At 59.9% G+C, this 17,049-nt stretch carries 16 protein-coding genes; 14 read left to right on the top strand and 2 right to left on the bottom strand.

What is annotated here, in order from left to right:
* Positions 1 to 113: 113 nt before the first annotated feature.
* Both WDN46_04225 and WDN46_04220 read right to left on the bottom strand, forming a co-directional pair.
* Entirely contained in the window at positions 114 to 1,730 is a 1,617-nt protein-coding gene (locus WDN46_04225) for a porin (GenBank protein ID MEJ0092653.1), read from the bottom strand.
* Between the two features lie 554 nt (positions 1,731 to 2,284).
* Positions 2,285 to 3,061 (bottom strand): PRC-barrel domain-containing protein, encoded by a 777-nt coding sequence (locus tag WDN46_04220; protein ID MEJ0092652.1) that lies wholly within the window; start codon positions 3,059 to 3,061, stop codon positions 2,285 to 2,287.
* A gap of 528 nt (positions 3,062 to 3,589) precedes the next feature.
* On the opposite strand from WDN46_04220, the gene WDN46_04215 reads away from it, so the two are divergent.
* The 14 genes from WDN46_04215 to fae all read left to right on the top strand — a co-directional run bounded on the left by WDN46_04215 (position 3,590) and on the right by fae (position 17,015).
* Positions 3,590 to 3,946 (top strand): phasin family protein, encoded by a 357-nt coding sequence (locus tag WDN46_04215; protein MEJ0092651.1) that lies wholly within the window; start codon positions 3,590 to 3,592, stop codon positions 3,944 to 3,946.
* 318 nt (positions 3,947 to 4,264) lie between these two features.
* Positions 4,265 to 4,888, top strand: coding sequence for a glutathione S-transferase N-terminal domain-containing protein (locus WDN46_04210; protein MEJ0092650.1), 624 nt, complete (start codon positions 4,265 to 4,267; stop codon positions 4,886 to 4,888).
* A 248-nt stretch (positions 4,889 to 5,136) separates the two neighbouring features.
* Positions 5,137 to 5,808: a peptide-methionine (S)-S-oxide reductase MsrA gene (gene msrA, locus WDN46_04205; GenBank protein ID MEJ0092649.1), complete on the top strand. Its 672-nt coding sequence runs from the start codon at positions 5,137 to 5,139 to the stop codon at positions 5,806 to 5,808.
* Between the two features lie 311 nt (positions 5,809 to 6,119).
* Positions 6,120 to 6,611 carry an iron response transcriptional regulator IrrA gene (gene irrA, locus WDN46_04200; protein ID MEJ0092648.1) on the top strand — a complete coding sequence of 164 codons (492 nt, stop codon included), beginning with the start codon at positions 6,120 to 6,122 and terminating at the stop codon, positions 6,609 to 6,611.
* 534 nt (positions 6,612 to 7,145) lie between these two features.
* Positions 7,146 to 8,378, top strand: a complete 1,233-nt coding sequence (locus WDN46_04195; protein MEJ0092647.1) for a M48 family metallopeptidase — start codon at positions 7,146 to 7,148, stop codon at positions 8,376 to 8,378.
* 90 nt (positions 8,379 to 8,468) lie between these two features.
* Positions 8,469 to 8,987, top strand: a complete 519-nt coding sequence (locus tag WDN46_04190) for a YqhA family protein (protein MEJ0092646.1) — start codon at positions 8,469 to 8,471, stop codon at positions 8,985 to 8,987.
* Positions 8,988 to 9,082: 95 nt separating this feature from the next.
* Positions 9,083 to 10,426 carry a ClC family H(+)/Cl(-) exchange transporter gene (locus WDN46_04185; protein MEJ0092645.1) on the top strand — a complete coding sequence of 448 codons (1,344 nt, stop codon included), beginning with the start codon at positions 9,083 to 9,085 and terminating at the stop codon, positions 10,424 to 10,426.
* 193 nt (positions 10,427 to 10,619) lie between these two features.
* Positions 10,620 to 11,591 (top strand): beta-ribofuranosylaminobenzene 5'-phosphate synthase family protein, encoded by a 972-nt coding sequence (locus WDN46_04180; protein MEJ0092644.1) that lies wholly within the window; start codon positions 10,620 to 10,622, stop codon positions 11,589 to 11,591.
* Positions 11,592 to 11,646: 55 nt separating this feature from the next.
* The gene (locus WDN46_04175) at positions 11,647 to 12,492 is read left to right on the top strand and encodes an NAD(P)-dependent methylenetetrahydromethanopterin dehydrogenase (protein MEJ0092643.1); all 846 of its coding nucleotides are present in this window, start codon (positions 11,647 to 11,649) and stop codon (positions 12,490 to 12,492) included.
* Positions 12,479 to 13,618: an ATP-grasp domain-containing protein gene (locus tag WDN46_04170; GenBank protein ID MEJ0092642.1), complete on the top strand. Its 1,140-nt coding sequence runs from the start codon at positions 12,479 to 12,481 to the stop codon at positions 13,616 to 13,618. The genes WDN46_04175 and WDN46_04170 overlap by 14 nt, the downstream gene beginning before the upstream one ends.
* Before the next feature lie 50 nt (positions 13,619 to 13,668).
* A complete protein-coding gene (gene mch / locus WDN46_04165; GenBank protein ID MEJ0092641.1) occupies positions 13,669 to 14,583 on the top strand; it encodes a methenyltetrahydromethanopterin cyclohydrolase in 915 nt (304 codons plus the stop codon).
* Positions 14,567 to 15,514 carry a RimK family alpha-L-glutamate ligase gene (locus tag WDN46_04160; protein MEJ0092640.1) on the top strand — a complete coding sequence of 316 codons (948 nt, stop codon included), beginning with the start codon at positions 14,567 to 14,569 and terminating at the stop codon, positions 15,512 to 15,514. The genes mch and WDN46_04160 overlap by 17 nt, the downstream gene beginning before the upstream one ends.
* Positions 15,511 to 16,359 carry a triphosphoribosyl-dephospho-CoA synthase gene (locus WDN46_04155; GenBank protein ID MEJ0092639.1) on the top strand — a complete coding sequence of 283 codons (849 nt, stop codon included), beginning with the start codon at positions 15,511 to 15,513 and terminating at the stop codon, positions 16,357 to 16,359. The genes WDN46_04160 and WDN46_04155 overlap by 4 nt, the downstream gene beginning before the upstream one ends.
* 146 nt (positions 16,360 to 16,505) lie before the next feature.
* A complete protein-coding gene (gene fae / locus WDN46_04150) occupies positions 16,506 to 17,015 on the top strand; it encodes a formaldehyde-activating enzyme (GenBank protein ID MEJ0092638.1) in 510 nt (169 codons plus the stop codon).
* The last annotated feature ends 34 nt before the right edge of the window (positions 17,016 to 17,049 follow it).

The following is a 17,049-nucleotide window of genomic DNA, read 5'->3' as shown; positions in this document are numbered from 1 at the left end:
TTCTGGCGGCAAACGCCGCGCGCTCGGGCTTGATCGCCAAACTGGCGTATCCAGAACGAAAACGCCGCCCATGTGCTGAGCACAGGGCGGCGTCGCTAAAGTAGACGTCCCGCTTAGAAGAAGAAGGTCGTTCCAGCCACGAATGCGTTCGTGGTGATGGCGCCGCCGGATTGGTTACGCGAGATCGAGTTGATGAACTCGGTCTGGAGCGCAACCCAATCGGTCAGCTTGTAGCGCAAGAAGCCGATAGCCGACTGATTCGATTTCAACAGCCAGGGAACGTACCCCTGAGAGAAATCGAAGCTGTTTGCGTCAAGCCAGCTGCCGCCGTAGCTGCCGCCGAACGTGAAGCGATCGAAGATGGTGTATTCAGCTTCGCCGTACCAGCCGTGCGAGGTGCGCGCTTGACCGTTCGGGCTGATAGCATCGAAGAACAGCCCTGTGGTGCCGAGAGCGCTGCCCCAATAGGCGTAGCCGACGGCGCTGAACGGACCCCAATCGAGCCTGGCGCCGCCATCGACGGCAGAGGATCTCACGCTGGAGCCAGGGCTGATGAAGGCGGTGACAGAATCACCAACTTCGGCGCGCTGCAGCTGGGTTAGCCCGTCCACCCAAGCCGTCAATTTCACGTCCGGCGAGAACTTGCCGATATATTTGATGCGGCCCTGAATCTGGGGCTGATCATGCGCCGTCATATTTCCGGAAGTATCGGCAAAGGCTGCCCCGGTGAACGGGACGACAAAGGCGCCGGTGGTGTCGAGCGGGTCAAGAGGCGTGAAAATGCCGGCGGACGCCGTAAAGCCCCAGAAGTCAGGCGTAGTATAGGTGACTTGCGGAATCCAGTCAGGATAGACATAGCCGATGCCAATGCGGCCGAGGCTGGTGTTTCCAGGCATCGCATTGCCAGCTGGCGTGCCGACCCCGAACAGGGTGAAGTCGTTGAGAATGGCGTCGCCGCCGAACAGACCGAGATCGCGACCGATCTTGACGGTGCCGAATTCAGGCGTACCGATTGTGCCATAGACTTGGCGAAGATCGATGCCGGAGGTGCCAAGCCCAAACGGTGAGCCTGGTCCGTTGGCGTTCAATGCGTTTGGCGCGACATTGTTGCCGCCGATATAAGCGCCAAACACAGCGCTGAGATCGATGCCTTCCTGTCTGGTGGCGAGGCTGAGCACAATCGCGCTTGGCAAGAGGCCCGAGCGGATCGAATTGCTGTTGTTGACTCGGCTGCCGCCGGCGGTAGCTCCTAGAACGCCAGCCGCTGGGCTGGTGGGAGTGAATGCGCCACCCGGAATTGGATTAATCCCGGCCGAACCCGAGAACGAGCTCTTGAAGCTTTCGGCGCCGAAGAACACAAGGTCGCCAGAAATCTTGACGTCGACATCGCCGACCGTAACGACGCCGTTCTCCTTGCTCACGACCGTAGTGCCAGGAATGCGGAAGCCGATGCCCTTGTCGAGCTTGGTGATGTATTGAGCGTTGCTGGGTCCCGGACCCGGGCCTGGGCCCGGAACGGGTTTCGCCGCGACTTCAGCCTCATGACGCGCCTTGAGCTTTTGATACTCAGCCTTCGTCAGAATGCCCTTCGCCTTGAGTTGGTCGAGCAATTGATCCGTTGTGTCGGCGTGGCCTTGGCTCGCGCCAAACAGCATGGAAGCGACGACTCCGGCCATAGCCACAGAGACCCCACGCCGACGGCTTCCAAATTTCCCAATGCGGTTAGCCATAACTCTCCCCATCCGATGTTAGTGTTTATCTCGTGATTTTATTTGCACTTATGGGTATGCAATTCTTTTTATTCTCTCACCTGATAGGCAAAGGCCGCAGGCGAACACGGCCCCATCTTAAGTCCTAGGCAGATGACTTATCTAGTGGCCGGATCAATGCTATACGTGTACTTATAAAGATTATTTTCGTACGTATAGATCTATGATTAGGGGTACATTTCGTTCCGAGTCGTGTCAACGGAAAGAGCGCCTTTTCAGACCCATTCGAAACAAAGCGCCGACGGGTGCGACATTTTGGCAACGATTTTTCGGCCGGGCGTCGCGGAGAGGCTGATTTATAGACTTTCGGAGCGCCAGCCAAAGCATGTCGGTTGCTGAGTTAGCGAAGCAATCTGCGCGCGCCGTCGACCTTGGCGCGCCGGTCTACTGCGGTCGAGAGGCGTTAGCGCCTCTTCGACCGCCATCCCGCAGCATTTCGCGAGCCTATGCAGCCCAATAAATGAGGTCTTCTTAATTAGATGAAGTCTTCTGACGCGAAGCTTTCCGCCGTGATCTCAGTTGGGGTAGATCCAATAGCCGGGCCAGCCGTAATGCCCGTGCAGCAGCCGCTCATAGGCTTGATCAACCATGTCGATCGAATCGCAGGCGGGACTGGCCTTGACTTGCTCGATCGTAATGTTGAGCAGCGCGTGGCGATCCGCCCAGTCGATCTCCTTCACCGCGTAAGGCGACATGAGGACGTGCTGTCCTGGCAACCAGTTTTTCGTGTCGACGCCAAGATAACGAACATCCCAGTTTTCGTGATCGACCACAAAATTCTCGATGTGGCCGATTTCGCCGTCGATTGCGGTGAGTCGATAACCAGTGACCTCCTCGATGCTGCGGAGATGCGGATCCGATTCGCCGGGATGCAATTCCGCCTCGGCCACTTCGTCCGAAGTGGCGTCGCCGACCAATGGCGGCAGCGACAAAGGCGCAGCCATCGCGCCAACGCCAAAAAAACTGCCGCCCCAAGAGGGATCCCACTGATAATAGTCATAAAGGTGGGATTCCATCTGACGCGATACCGGCTGGTGCTCGAGGAAATCGGGCCCCCCCTCCACCTGGGCTTTCGTCAATTCGACTGGTACTTCCCTTCGCATCGGGTCGGGGCTTCCGATCGCCGAGGCGTGGACCAGAACCTTGCGTCCGGGCAGCCAGGTTCCGGTATCGACAACCAGCCATCGGATCTTCCAGCTTTCATCGTCAAACAGGAAATCTTTGACCGTTCCGATCTTGCCGTCCTTTGCCGCCACGGCAAAGCCTTTGAGCACCGATACGACGAACAGCATGGCGAGTCCCTTCTTGAATGAATTTATTCGACCTTCGCATATCTCGTAACCTACGCGAAAGCGAGGTTTCTGACCGCTGCCCAAAAGTGTCGAGGCGCTTCCGCATATATCCGGTCGCAAGCTTTCGGCGATTTGTATTCCATACAAGAACGCAGAATATTGCGGCCGCACATGCGGCTTTACTTACGCTTGAGAGAAACAATCGGCCGGGCGCTACTTCTGGACGAATTATTTTGTTCCCTCTTAAGCCGGACTCAATCAAACGTGAAAACGCGCGGGGCCGGACGAGGGTCAGACGCCGGAAAAAGATGGCGCAAAGGCGGAATTTCTGTGAAGATAACTGCGTACCGCTTTGGCGTGACTAATCTGACGTAGGTTGAGGTCTAAGGCCGCATGCGCATCGCCTCTTCAGTCAAATCCCCGTTTCTTTGCGCTCGGGGCTCCTCCGAATGCCTTCGCGTCACTTAAATTTCCCAGCTTTTCGCTTCCTTGGGGGTTGCCGAAACGCTTAGCTGCAGGAGAGTACTCATGGTTGACATTCCACAGCAGATCCCATCGCAGGTTCGCGAGCTCGCAGAAAAGAATTTCGAGCAGGCCCGAGAGGCGTTTCTAGGCTTTATCGGCGCCGCCCAGAAAGCGACAGGCGCAGCGGATGCGCTTCCGTCAGGCGCGAAGGATGCGGTGGCGAAGGCCATCACATTTGCGGAAAACAACGTCAACGCGGCTTTTGATCTGGCGCAAAAGCTTCTCCACGCCAAGGATATGCAGGAAATTTTCGCGCTGCAGACCGAATATGCAAAGACGCAACTGGCCGCAATCCAGACGCAAGCGAAAGAGCTTGGCGCAGCGGCTCAAGAGGCTATCGCTTCCGCCACCAAGAAATGATTTCGAGGGGCCGCGCGCTCTACATTCAAAGCGCATCTTTCGACCCAGCTTCGCGACGTAGCCAATGATGTCGCGTTGCCGCGCGCGCGCCGGATCGGCGAGGCGAGCTTATTGCACCACCTCTCGCCTATCGAGATCGCCGGCAGCGCGACCCGCGGATGGCAGCGTCCGCAGAATACCAAAGAGCAAGCGCCAGGTCGCGCCCCGGCGTTTGCTGTTGATGCTTTCGATGCCAATCTATGATCCTGCTCGAAGCGCTTTACCGGACCTGCGAGGCTTGACGCGGCCGGCTTCGCGCCAGAACGTCACAAGCACGCGATGATTACATTATATACTTGGGCGACTCCCAACGGCCGCAAGGTTTCGATCATGCTGGAGGAGCTCGGGCTCCCCTACGTGGTCAAGACCGTGAATATCAGCAAGCGCGAGCAATTTGCCCCTGAGTTCGCAGCGATTTCTCCAGGCAATAAGATTCCGGCGATTGTTGACGAGGAAGCAGGGCGCGCTCCTCTGACGCTATTCGAGAGCGGAGCTATCCTCATTTATCTCGCGGAGAAGACGGGTCGCCTGCTCCCGGCGTCAGGTCCGGAGCGCGCCAAAGCGCTCGAATGGCTGCATTGGCAGATCGGCGGTCTTGACCAAACGCTGGCGCAGTTCGGCTTCTTCGCCTTGTTTTCGAAGGAAAAAATCCCAGCGGCTCTCGATCGCTTCTCCGCCGAGGCGGATCGCCTCCTCGGCGTTATGGATCGTCGCCTGGCGGAGACGGCTTATCTCGGTGGGCAGGATCATTCGATCGCCGACATAGCGGCCTATCCTTGGGCGTCGGGCGCAACCATCCTGCTGGAGGACAAAGTAGCCGGAAAGCCTCACGTCCTCGCTTGGCTCGAGACCGTCGGAGAGCGGCCGGCGGTCCAGCGCGGCATGGCGATCCCCAAACTCTGACAATCATCCGCCGCTCAACATTCCGTTACCGCGTAACGTTTTGCCTGGGGCCAGCGAAAGAAATTGAGAAGGCCGTTCGACCGCGCCCCAATTCGACGATGCTTCGCGACTTCGGTATTCGGTTAGTCCGCGCCGGAAACATGCCGCGGCACGACCTACATTCACGAGAGAGGAAAAATTTCATGGACCCAGCACCACGACGCAACGGCCGCGCCTTGATCGACCGCCGCCAGATCGCTCGCAGCCTCATGATCCTGCCGGTTTTGACCTTGGCGCACGCAGCTCTCGCCGCCGAAGCCGCGACCCTTGTTCCGCCTCCGTCAGCCGAGCCGCCGGCAGCCTCGGACGCGCTTCAGACTCTCGTCATTTCAGGCGGCTGCTTCTGGGGCGTCCAGGGGGTCTACCAGCATGTCAAAGGCGTTGAATCCGCAGTCTCCGGCTATGCCGGCGGGGCGCAGGCGACCGCCAGTTACGGAACCGTCAGCACTGGCCAAACCGGCCACGCGGAATCGGTGAAGATCACTTTCGATCCGCGCGTCGTCTCGGCCGGCTCGTTGCTGCGGATCTTCTTCTCGGTGGCTCACGATCCGACGCAGCGCGACCATCAGGGCCCGGATTTCGGCACGCAATATCGCTCCGCGATTTTCTACGCCGACGAGGGCCAGATGACTCTTGCGAAAAACTATATTGCGCAACTCACCCGCGCCGGCGCGTTCAAGCAGCCGATCGTCACCCGAGTCGAGCCGTTGAAAGGCTTTTACGCCGCGGAAGACTATCACCAGGACTACCTCACCCTGCATCCGACCAGCGGCTACATTGTGATGAACGACCAACCCAAAATCGAAAATTTGAAGCGGCTTTTTCCCGAATTTTATAACGACAAGCCAAAGCTGATCGGAGCGGCGTCGGGTCCGTCCTGATTGCGGCGCTGCGGATTCCCTTTCTAAACTCAGCCAAGGAGGCGCGTTTGGAGGCGCTTCAACGCGGTGCGCGCCCACCGCGATGGATGCCGCGTGCAAAAATCGAATAATATGTTATGCTCTCCATGCGTGCGGCATGAGCTTGGGAAATAGGTTTGAGCCTTGGTCAAATCTCTCCAACGCCCGCGCCGCCCTGCGATCGGATCAAATGTCCAAGAGCTAGAAATGCTCTAAACTTGGTATTTGTCATTGTGCGAACACATAAATTGAGTTCAATAGCGAAAGTCTGACACAGGAAAGCGTGGCGCGTCATGTACGATTACAAGGGGGATGATCATCCTCGCGGCCTGAGTTCTTCGAGCTTTCAGGGCCGCTCGCTCTTGGAAAGATATGGCTTGCGAGCTACACGGCAACGTCTTGGCCTCGCCAAGCTGCTTTTCGGCAAAGGCGATCGTCATCTGACTGCTGACGCCCTCGCCTATGAGGCGCAGGCTGCCCGCATGCCGGCTTCGCTTGCGACGGTCTACAATGTTCTCAATCTGTTTGCACAAGTCGGCTTGATTCGCAGTTTGGCGATCGAGGGCGGCAAAACGGTTTTCGATACGAACACCAGCGACCATTCTCACTTCTTCTTCGAGGATACGGGAGAAGTGTGCGATATCGGGCTGGATGGAATGCAACTGGCTGGCGGCATCAACACGCCGGAAGGCTACGAAATCGCCAAAGTCGACATCGTCGTCAGGTTGCGTCCGAAGGGCGCGGCGGCGGTGCGGCCCGAGATTGATCACAGAGCCGAGGAATAGCGCCTCCAGCGAGCGGACTCTGGCTGCCAGATTCTAGCTTTCGACAGAGCGCCGATTGCGTATTTTCGCCCGTATCGATGAAAACGGGCCGTCGCGAATCTTCGATGCGTCATGTTCCGAGAAGACGATCGCGGGGTTGCGGGCGCGTGTTTTTCCCGGCCGTCCCAGAAAAAATCTCCTCGATCGAATGATGCCGGAAGCCTAAAAGGCGCGCCCTGAAAAGGCAATTTGCTTTCAAAGCAACGGGCCTCGAATCAGGATTGTCCTCAGCGCATATCCCAGCGATTTAAGGCGCCCGACGCCGCCGCGGCGCTTATCGCCCGCGATGCGTGGATCGCGGCGCTCGAAGCCGAGGTCGCCTCCAGCCTCCGCAGAGCCTTGCTCCCGAGAGACCACATTGACTCGAAATGCGGCCGCACCCGACCTATATTCGCTTGCGTACTGGCTTTCGTCTGCACTGTTCATGACTTTGTATTTTTCTGTTTCGGGCCTTGGGGATCATCGGTCCTATCGACAATTTTGGGAATCGCGCCATTGAGCTTGATCGCAACGGCCATCATCGCCGCCATTATTCTGTCAGGCGCGTTGGATCTTTATCTGAAGCGCCGGCAGGCGGCCTTCGTCGCCGAGAACCGATCGAGCGTTCCAGCCGATTTCCGCGACGCGGTTACGCTCGACGAGCATCAACGAGCAGCCGATTACACGTTGGCGAATACGCGGCTTAGCGCGATCCATACGGTGCTCGAGACGGTCATGGCTGTGCTCTGGCTGAGCATTCTGCTGTCGCCGATCTATGCTTTCGCTGCGCAGATTATTCCGCCCGGCATCTCCCGCAGCGTCGCCATAGTCGTGGCGGTCGGCGCGATCAGCTCCGCGCTCACCCTGCCCTTCGCCATCGTCCGCACCTTTTGGCTCGAGGAAAAGTTCGGCTTCAACCGCTCGACGCCGCTTACGTTCGCGCTTGATCTCTTGAAAGACCTCGCGCTGCAACTCGTTTTCACCGTTCCTTTGCTTTATGGCCTGTTTTGGCTGCTCGCGGTCCTCCCGAACCTATTGTGGCTGTTTGGCTGGGCGGCTTCAATGGCGATCATGGTGGCCTTGATCGTGATCTATCCGTCATGGATCGCGCCGCTATTCAATAAATTCACGCCTATGCCCGATGGGCCGATGAAAGCGCGCATCGAAGCTCTACTCGCCAAATGCGGCTTCGAATCCAAAGGCCTGTTCGTCATGGACGCCTCCAAGCGCTCAAGTCATGGCAATGCTTATTTTTCCGGCTTCGGCAGGGCCAAGCGCATCGTCTTTTTCGACACGCTCCTGGAAAAGCACACGCCCGATGAGATCCTATCGATCCTCGCTCACGAGCTTGGGCATTATAAATTGGGGCACATCGGCCAGCGCATCGCGCAGTCGGCGCTTTTTGCGTTCGTGGTTTTTGCGATTCTGGGCTGGGCTTTTTCCGCAGGCGCCCTTGCGCGTCAATTCGGCTTGCCCAACGATCCGGGCCTTGTGCTGATGATCGTTTTGACGGCGATGGGGCCTCTCCTGCATCTTCTGGCGCCGGCGACCAATTGTCTATCGCGCCGCGCGGAATTTCAGGCCGATGATTTCGCCAGGACAATGGTCGGCAAGGACGCCATGATCAGCGCTCTGACGCGGCTTTCTCGCGATAATCTGTCAACGCTGACTCCAGATCGGCTCTACGCCTTGTTCTATTATTCGCATCCGCCGGTTCCAGTGCGCGTCGATGCGCTGAAGGCCGTCTAACTCCAAAATCGTTGCTGCGGCGGTCGCGTCCGCGCGGCGCTCTGTTGCGCGTCGCCGATGATCCGTGGCATCACGGCGTCGGAGGCTAACATGAACCGGATCAGACGCAGCATCGAGACAATCATTTTCAATAGCCGGTGGCTAATGCTGCCGTTTCTATTTGGTCTTATCATTGGCCTCGTCGGACTGCTTTACAAATTTGGCCTCAAGGTCATCGATTTCATACTGCAATTGAAGACCTACCCTGACTCAGAGGTGATTATAAGCGCCCTCAGCCTCATCGATCTCTCTCTGACCGCCAATTTGATCCTGATCGTAATCTGCTCCAGTTATGAGAATTTCGTGGTCCCAATTGATTGGGAAAAACATTCGGATTGGCCAAATGGGATTATCAGAATCGGCTTCTCTGGTTTGAAGCAGAAGCTGCTGGGCTCGATCGTGGCGATCACCGCCGTCAATGTTCTTGAATGGTTCATGCACATCGACAAAAACGCCGACTCGGCGAAGCTCGCCTGGGTGGTCGGCATTATGCTTGCCTTCGCGGTCACGATGCTGGTGCTGGCTATCGCCGACCGCGTCAGCGATTCAGAAGCGAAGAAAACTTATTGAGCGAAAGCGCGCTCCCGCCAGCTTTGACACGCGCGTCTCGCCATAGCGTGGTAAAGCTTTGCGGCTTTTGTCGTCGTTGCGAGTGAGCCGCAAATATGCAGCCGACGCCGGTTCGTTCGAGCCTGCTCCCTTTAACGCTGCTCGCCGCCGCCGCCGGGGCAGGGAGCGGCTTCATATGCGGTCTATTCCGGTTGGCGCTGCGGGAGGCCGACAATCTCCGCATCGCCTTCCCTGAAAACTGGCGCGATCTCCCTTTGCCATGGCGGTTGCTGCCTCCGGGGTGGCGCGATCAGCCTATAGTTGGTTGCCTGCTGATGGTCGGGATCGCCGCCGCGGCCACGGCTTTCAGCGCGTGGCTGGTGCGCCGCTTCATGCCAACCGCCGCTGGCAGCGGCATTCCTCGCGTTGAGGCGGTCATCGACGGCGAGCTGCCGCCAGCGCCATTCGCGTTGCTGCCGGTCAAGTTTCTAGGCGGCCTTTTGGCGATAGGATCCGGCCTCGCGCTGGGACGCGAGGGACCTTGCGTGCAGATGGGCGCGACGCTTGCTCATCGAATGGGAAAACTCTTCGGTCGCAATGAGGCCGATGGCCGATCGCTGCTCGCCGCCGGGGCCGGCGCCGGGCTCGCCGCCGCCTTTAATGCGCCGCTGGCGGGCTCCGCCTTCGTGCTCGAGGAGCTGATCAAAAAATTCGAAATGCGCAATGCCGTTGCGGCGCTCGGCGCTTCGGCCAGCGCGATCGTGGTCGCCCGCCTCCTCACCGGGCCGGAGCCCGACTTTTTCGTTGCATCTCTCCCCTACCCCGACGCAAGCGACAATCTGCTCTGCCTCGCCCTTGGCGGGGTCGCCGGATTGCTCGGGGTCGTCTATAATCGCACGCTTCTTGGCGCGCTCGCGCTGGCCGACCGCTTGGCGAACTGGCCAGTCGAAGTTCGCGCCGGACTGATCGGGGCGGCGGTCGGGGCGCTGGCATGGTTCGCGCCAGGACTCGTCGGCGGCGGCGACGAGATCACGCAAACGACGCTCATCGGCGCCGAACCGCTCGCTCTGCTTCCCTTGTTTTTCCTGGTGCGGCTGGTTCTGGGTTCTGCGTCATACGCCGCCGGAACGCCGGGAGGCCTGTTCGCGCCCCTCCTCGTCTTGGGCGCGCAAATGGGCTTCTTTTTTGGCGCGCTCTGCCACCCGGATCCAGGCACCTCAGCCACACACGCCATCATGTTCGCGGTCGTCGGCATGGCCGCATTTTTTACCACCGTCGTGCGGGCGCCCCTTACCGGAATCATCCTCGTCACCGAGATGACCGCCAACTCGAGGCTGCTCCTGCCGATGCTGGCCGCGTGTTTTTCGGCGATGGCGCTGGCCACGATGCTAGGCGAGCCGCCGCTCTATGATTCGCTCAAGGAGCGCACGTTGAGAGGATCGCAAGGCAAGCCGGGTTGATCTGATCATCAGCGCTCGGTATTTGAATGAACCCCGCAGACTTCAGTGTGCGAAAAGTTGCGGTGGCATCGAGCTGGATCATTCGTTAAACCAACGAGATAGCAAGCGCGAGCGCTTCAACCGAAGCGTTCATGCTCCAATGCGCGGCCTGCCTGATGACTGAGCGCGTGGAATCTTCGGAGAAAGAAGGGTCATGTTCGAAACTGTCACCGCGATAGCACCCGCACGCCTTCATCTCGGGTTTCTCGATATGAATGGCGGACTTGGCCGGCGGTTTGGCAGCCTTGGGCTGGCGATCGACCATCCCGTGACCCGCCTCTCAATCGCGCGCGACGCGACGACCTCAGTCGAAGGGCCGGAGGCCGAGCGCGCATCGGCACATCTTGCTCTTCTCACCCAGCATCTAGGCCTTGCCTCAAATTATAAGCTAATCATTCACGAGGCCATCCCGGCCCATGCCGGCTTTGGGTCTGGGACGCAGCTCGCTCTCGCCGTCGCCGCCGCCCTGAAACGCCTCGAAGGCTTGGCGCCGAATGCGTCGGATGACGCCTTTTTGCTGCGGCGCGGCGGGCGCTCCGGCATCGGCGTCGGACTTTTCGAGCGCGGCGGGTTGATCGTCGATGGCGGTCGGGGCGAGCGAACTTTGACGCCGCCCGTCATCGCCCGCCTCGATTTCCCGCAGGAATGGCGCGTTATTCTCGTTTTCGATCCTCGGATCGAGGGCATACACGGGCCGCAGGAAAGCGCCTCCTTCGCTAAATTGGCGCCTTTCGAGGCCACGGCCGCCGCGGAAATCTGTCGCCTCGTGCTAATCAAGGCTTTACCGGCGGTAGTCGAACGCGATATCGACATGTTCGGCGAAGCAATCGCTCGCATTCAGCAAATTGTCGGCGCTTATTTTGCTCCAGCGCAAGGCGGAGCGCCTTATACGAGCGCGGTGGTGGGGCAAATCATGGCCGAGCTTCAAATGCATGGCGCGAAGGGGCCCGGCCAGTCATCCTGGGGCCCAACGGGCTTTGCTTTCGCCGCAAGCGCCGAGGAAGCGCAGCGCCTCTACAGCCTCGTGCAGGCAAAAGCCGCCGCCTTGGGTGTAGATTTGCGGATATGCCAAGGTATTAATCACGCAGCCATCGTGAAGGGTGAACCCTTGATGGCCAATAAATAGGGGAAGCCGCGTGGCCACGAAAAATATATTGCACATGTTCAGCCCGTTAAAACACATGAGTCCTTTCGACGTGAATATGGCGCTCGACGCCGGCTATGATTCGGTGACGCCTTATACGGGCGTCACGCTCGAGGAAATCACTCCTCTCGTTCAGGACGCCATGTTTTCCCGCTCCCCGCGCGACGCGGTTCGCACCGGCGTCTTCATCGCCGGCAAGGACGCAGGCCTCGCCCTCGACATGATGGAGCGGGTCCGCGCCTCGTTGCTGAAGCCTTTCGAAATTTCGGCTTTCGCCGATCCGGCTGGATCTTTCACCACCGCCGCCGCGATGGTGGCCTGCGTGGAAAAGCTCCTGAAGCAGAAGAAAAATCGGGAGCTCGCCAAGACGAAGATCCTGATTTTCGGCGCAACTGGCGTTGTCGGCTATGCGGCCGGCGTCATCTCCGCGCTGGAAGGCGCCGACGTGATCCTCGCCGGCTATGACGGGGCCAAGCGCGTTCAAGGCAAGGCCGACGACATCAAGAAAAGATTCGGCGTCGATGTCCGCGCCGTCGACGGCAGCACGGAAGAGAAGAAGATCGAAGCGCTGCAGGGCGTCGAAGTCGTATTCTGCGCCGCCGCCGCAGGCGTGCAGGTTCTGTCGTCGGCGACTCTTGCCTCAGCGAAATCCCTGCTCGTCGCCGCTGACGTCAATGCCGTGCCGCCGGCAGGCATCGAGGGCCTCGAGTTGTTCGCCAATGGCGCCGAATTGGCTGGCGGCGTTCTCGGAGTCGGCCCGCTTGCCATCGGCGATGTGAAATACAAGACCGAAGCTGGCTTGTTCCAGCGCATGGCGACATCGACCAAAGCGCTCAGCCTCGATTTTCGCGACGCCTTCGTCCTGGCGCGTGAGATCGCCTAAAGCCGGCGCCGCGATACTTATCGCGGCATCTTCCGGGCGCGCTTTGGCGGCTGCGGCGCGGCGCGGCGGTTACAGACCCCTCGTCGCCGACTTGTTCGACGACGACGACACTCGCGCTCTAGCTGCGGCAAACCGCCTCGCTGGCCATCCGCAATCCGGATTTGAAGGCGAGACTTTAATCGCCGCGCTCGACGCGATGGCGGGGCTGGAAGCCCCCGCCGGGCTCGTCTATGGCGCCGGTTTCGAAGACCGCATCGAACTCCTCGAAAGCCTCGCCCAGCGTTGGACCGTTTTCGGCAATCAACCGGACGCGGTGCGGCGTGTGAAGAATCCGATCGAATTGGCGCGCCTCTGCGCCGTTCTCGGCATTCCGCATCCAAACATCAGCGTCACGATGCCTCAAAACGCTGAAAACTGGCTCGTCAAAAGTGTCGGAGGCGCAGGCGGAAGCCATGTTGCGCCAGCCGCCGCATGGCGGGCTGGCGACGAGTCCGTCTATTTCCAGCGCATCGCCCCGGGCGATCCTGTCTCATTATTATTGCTCGCCGATGGAACTGAGGCCGATGTGCTTGGCGTGAGCCGTCAATGGCCTGCGCCCGCGCCTGACGAGCCTTTCCGCTTCGGCGGCAGCCTGCGTCCTGCCCGCCTGTCGCCCAAAATGGAAGTTTTGCTGACGAAAGCCGCCAAAGCCGTGGCTGGCGCTGCGAGCCTTCGCGGCCTAAACAGCATCGATTTTCTGGTCGATGGCGCCGATTTCACCCTGATCGAAATCAATCCTCGACCGGGCGCGACGCTCGACATTTTCGAGGATCGCGAAGGCCGCCTGTTTCAAGCGCATCTTGACGCATGTCTTGGCCGTCCGCCCGACCGTCCGCTGCAATTTGACGGAGCGGCGGCGGCGGGAATCGTCTATGCGCGGCGTCCAATCGCCTCCATGCCGGCGCTGGACTGGCCGGATTGGGCGGCGGATCGACAAAAACCGCAAACCGCCTTAGTAACAAACGATCCTCTTTGTACGGTAAAAGCGTGCGCCGTAGAGCCTGAGCGAGCCCGAACGCTCTTGGATCAACGGACCGCCTTTATCCATGAGGAAATTGAATTTCGTGGGAAGGAAGCGGCATCTTGAGCGAGAAAGAACCGAGCATCAACGCCTTGGCGGGACAATTGGTGGACCGCATGGTCGCCGACGCCGCCCAGTTGCGAATTGCGGTTTCAAAGGGTGAAAAAGGCGAAACCATTATTGACGCCGGCAAGGCCGCGCGCGGCGGCATCGAAGCTGGCTTGCGCATCGCTGAAATATGCCTCGGCGGCCTCGGCACAGTTGAGCTTGGCCCAACCGGCTCCCATTCCAACTGGCCGTTTCAGATTTCCGTTCGCAGCGCCGACCCAGTGATCGCCTGCCTCGCCAGCCAATACGCCGGCTGGGCGCTGTCGCATGGCGAGAGCAAGGGCGCATTTTTTGCCCTCGGGTCCGGCCCCGGTCGTGCGCTGGCGCGCAAGGAGCCTTTGTTCGCGGAGCTCGCCTATCATGACGACGCCGCTCGAGCCACTCTGGTTCTCGAAGGCGACCGCCCGCCGCCGCCCGAAGTCGTCCAGAAAGTCGCTGACGCTTGCGGCGTAAAGCCCGAAAATCTCGCGTTTATTTTCGCCCCGACGCAGAGCCTCGCCGGCGGCGTTCAGGTTGTCGCGCGGGTTCTTGAAGTCGCGCTGCATAAAGCCCACGAGCTGAAATTCCCGCTCTCGCGCATCATTGACGGGCTGGCCTGCGCGCCGCTTTCGCCGCCCCACCCGGATTTCATCAAGGCCATGGGCCGCACCAATGATGCGATCATTTATGGCGGCCAGGCGCAGCTTTTCGTGACGGGACCCGCCGACGACGCCAGGGCTTTAGCGGAACAATTGCCGAGCACGACATCGCGCGATCACGGGCGGCCCTTCGCCGAAGTGTTCAAGGCCTATAAAGGCGATTTCTATTCGATCGACCCGATGCTCTTCAGCCCCGCGCGCGCGATCGTCACCGCCGTCGATACGGGAGAGACCTTCCGCGCCGGCAAGATCGACCACGCATTGCTCGATGCCTCTTTCTCTTGAGTCGGTCGCGATCGCCAATGCCTCAGGCCGACCAAAGGTCGCGATAGCGGTCGATCTTTACGATTGGCACGCGCGCGATCTGATGGCGGCTTTTTCGCGCGCGGGCGTTGTCGCGGCCCCAATCCGGCTGGCGCAATGCGGTTTCGACACCAAGCGCCGGAGCGGTCTCATCATCCCCGGCTTCGGCGCGGATTGTCCCGACGCGGTGTTCGTTCGCGCGATCGGGTCCGGCAGTTTCGAAAGCGTCACCGTGCGCCTGAGCATCCTGCATGGCCTTGGCGACATCGGCGTCCCGGTCGTCAATTCCGCGCGAACCGTTGAGCTTTGCGTCGACAAAGCGGCGACGAGCTTCGCCCTCGCGCGCGCCAATATTCCAACGCCGCCAACCTGGACCGTTCAATCCGAACAAGCGGCGCACCAGATCGTGCGACGGGAGGCGGCGCGGGGTCCTCTCGTTCTCAAGCCGCTTTTCGGCGCGCAGGGTTTTGGCCTGAAACTCATTCGGCGAGAAGAGGATCTTCCTCCTTTCCATGAAGTCGAAGGCGTCTATTATCTGCAGCGATTTGTAGCCGTGGAGCGCAATGGATTTCGCGACATGCGGTTATTCGTGTCGCATGGCGAGGTCATCGCCGCGATGACGCGTCACTCAAAACATTGGATCACCAACGTCAAGCTGGGCGCCCGGCCGGAATGGCTCGAGCCCCATGATGCAATGATCGATCTCGCCTTGCGCTCGGCGGCGGCGGTTGGAGCCGATTTCGCCGGGGTCGACATTATCTTGGACGTAGATAACGCGCCTCAGGTGCTTGAGGTGAACAGCATGCCAGGCTGGCGCGGATTGCAGAAAGTAGCGCCCTTTTCGATCTCCGACCGGTTGGCCGCCGATCTGCTGGCGCGCATCGACCGAAATGCGGCGGAGGGCGCCGCTTGAACGAAATCGCGGAGGCTTTCATCGCGTCGTGCCGCGATGAGATCGAAGCGCCAAAGCCCGGCAACGTACATATTTTCGCCGCCGGCCACGGCATGGCGGCGGAGCATTTTCTGCGCAGCGCGGAGGTCGCCGCGGCGCCTTTGTGCGAATCCGCGGCCTCTGTCGGGGAGCGCATCCTGTCGGCCGTCGAGGCCACCTGGGCGTCAGTCGGGATGAACACCAATCTCGGCATCATTTTATTGTGCGCGCCGCTCGCCGCCGCAGCGGATTTGGGCGGCGATCTTCGCGCCGCGTTGAAGGCTGTTCTCGCCGGATTGACTCGCGATGACGCGCAATTGGCGTTCCGCGCCATCCTTCGCGCCTCGCCGGCGGGGCTCGGCAACGCCGGCCGCCACGACGTTCATGACGCGGCCGAGACGACTCTTTTAGAGGCGATGCGCGAGGCCGCCGGCAGAGACAGAATAGCCTACCAATATGCCGCTGATTTTTCTGACATATTCGAGACCGGAACCGCAGCTCTCAAAAAGGCCCGCCAAAATGGCTGGCCGGCGCCCTGGCCGGCTGTTTCCGTTTATCTTGGGCTCCTCGCCAGCATTCCCGACAGCCACATCGCGCGTAAAAATGGCCTAGAGGCGGCCGCAGCGGTTCAGGCGGAAGCTCTCACAGCGCGCAACAAATTTATGACCCAATCAAACCCTGCGGATTCGCTCGATGACCTCCTGGATTTCGACCGGCGTCTGAAGGCTGCGGGACTGAATCCCGGCGCGACCGCCGATCTCACCGTCGCAACGCTCTTTGCCAATCGGCTAACTGGCGCCTTGATCCAGCGGCCCAATAATGGTTGAGTGCGCCGCAGCGGAACATCGCCGCTTCTATCCGGCAAACCGGCCCGGCGAACTTGGGTGCTGTCAACAAGGATAAGCCTTCACGTCTGTCGAACTTCTTCGACAGCAGTTTTATGAAGGGGACTCTCATGGGAGGATTTTTTAACGTGACCAAGATTACCAAACTGATGGTCGGCGAGTCGCTCGTCGGTGAAGGCAACGAAGTTGCCCATATCGACCTCCTCATTGGGCCGCGCGGCAGCGCCGCCGAAACGGCCTTCGCCAACGCGTTGGTCAACAATAAGGACGGTTTCACCTCCCTCCTCGCCGTCGTCGCCCCGAACCTGCTCGCCAAGCCCGCGACCGTCATGTTCAACAAAGTGACGATCAAGAATGCGACGCAGGCCGTGCAGATGTTTGGTCCGGCGCAGCGTGGCGTCGCCAAGGCTGTCGCCGACAGCGTCGCCGATGGCGTCATTCCGATCAAGGAAGCAAACGACCTGTTCATCTGCGTCGGCGTCTTCATCCATTGGGAAGCCAAGGACGACAAGAAGATCCAGGACTATAACTATCAGGCGACCAAGGAAGCTATTGCGCGCGCCATCAACGGCGACCCGACGCCCGAAACCGTCGTCGCCCAGCGCAACACCGCAAAGCATCCCTTCGCGCCGAATTAATGCATGATCCCGAAAAGTCAGACTTTTCGGATAA

This window comes from Methylocella sp., from assembly GCA_037200525.1.
Classification (GTDB): Bacteria; Pseudomonadota; Alphaproteobacteria; order Rhizobiales; family Beijerinckiaceae; genus Methylocapsa.
Note: the sequence above shows the minus strand (reverse complement) of the source record. Positions and strands in the feature narration are given on the sequence as shown.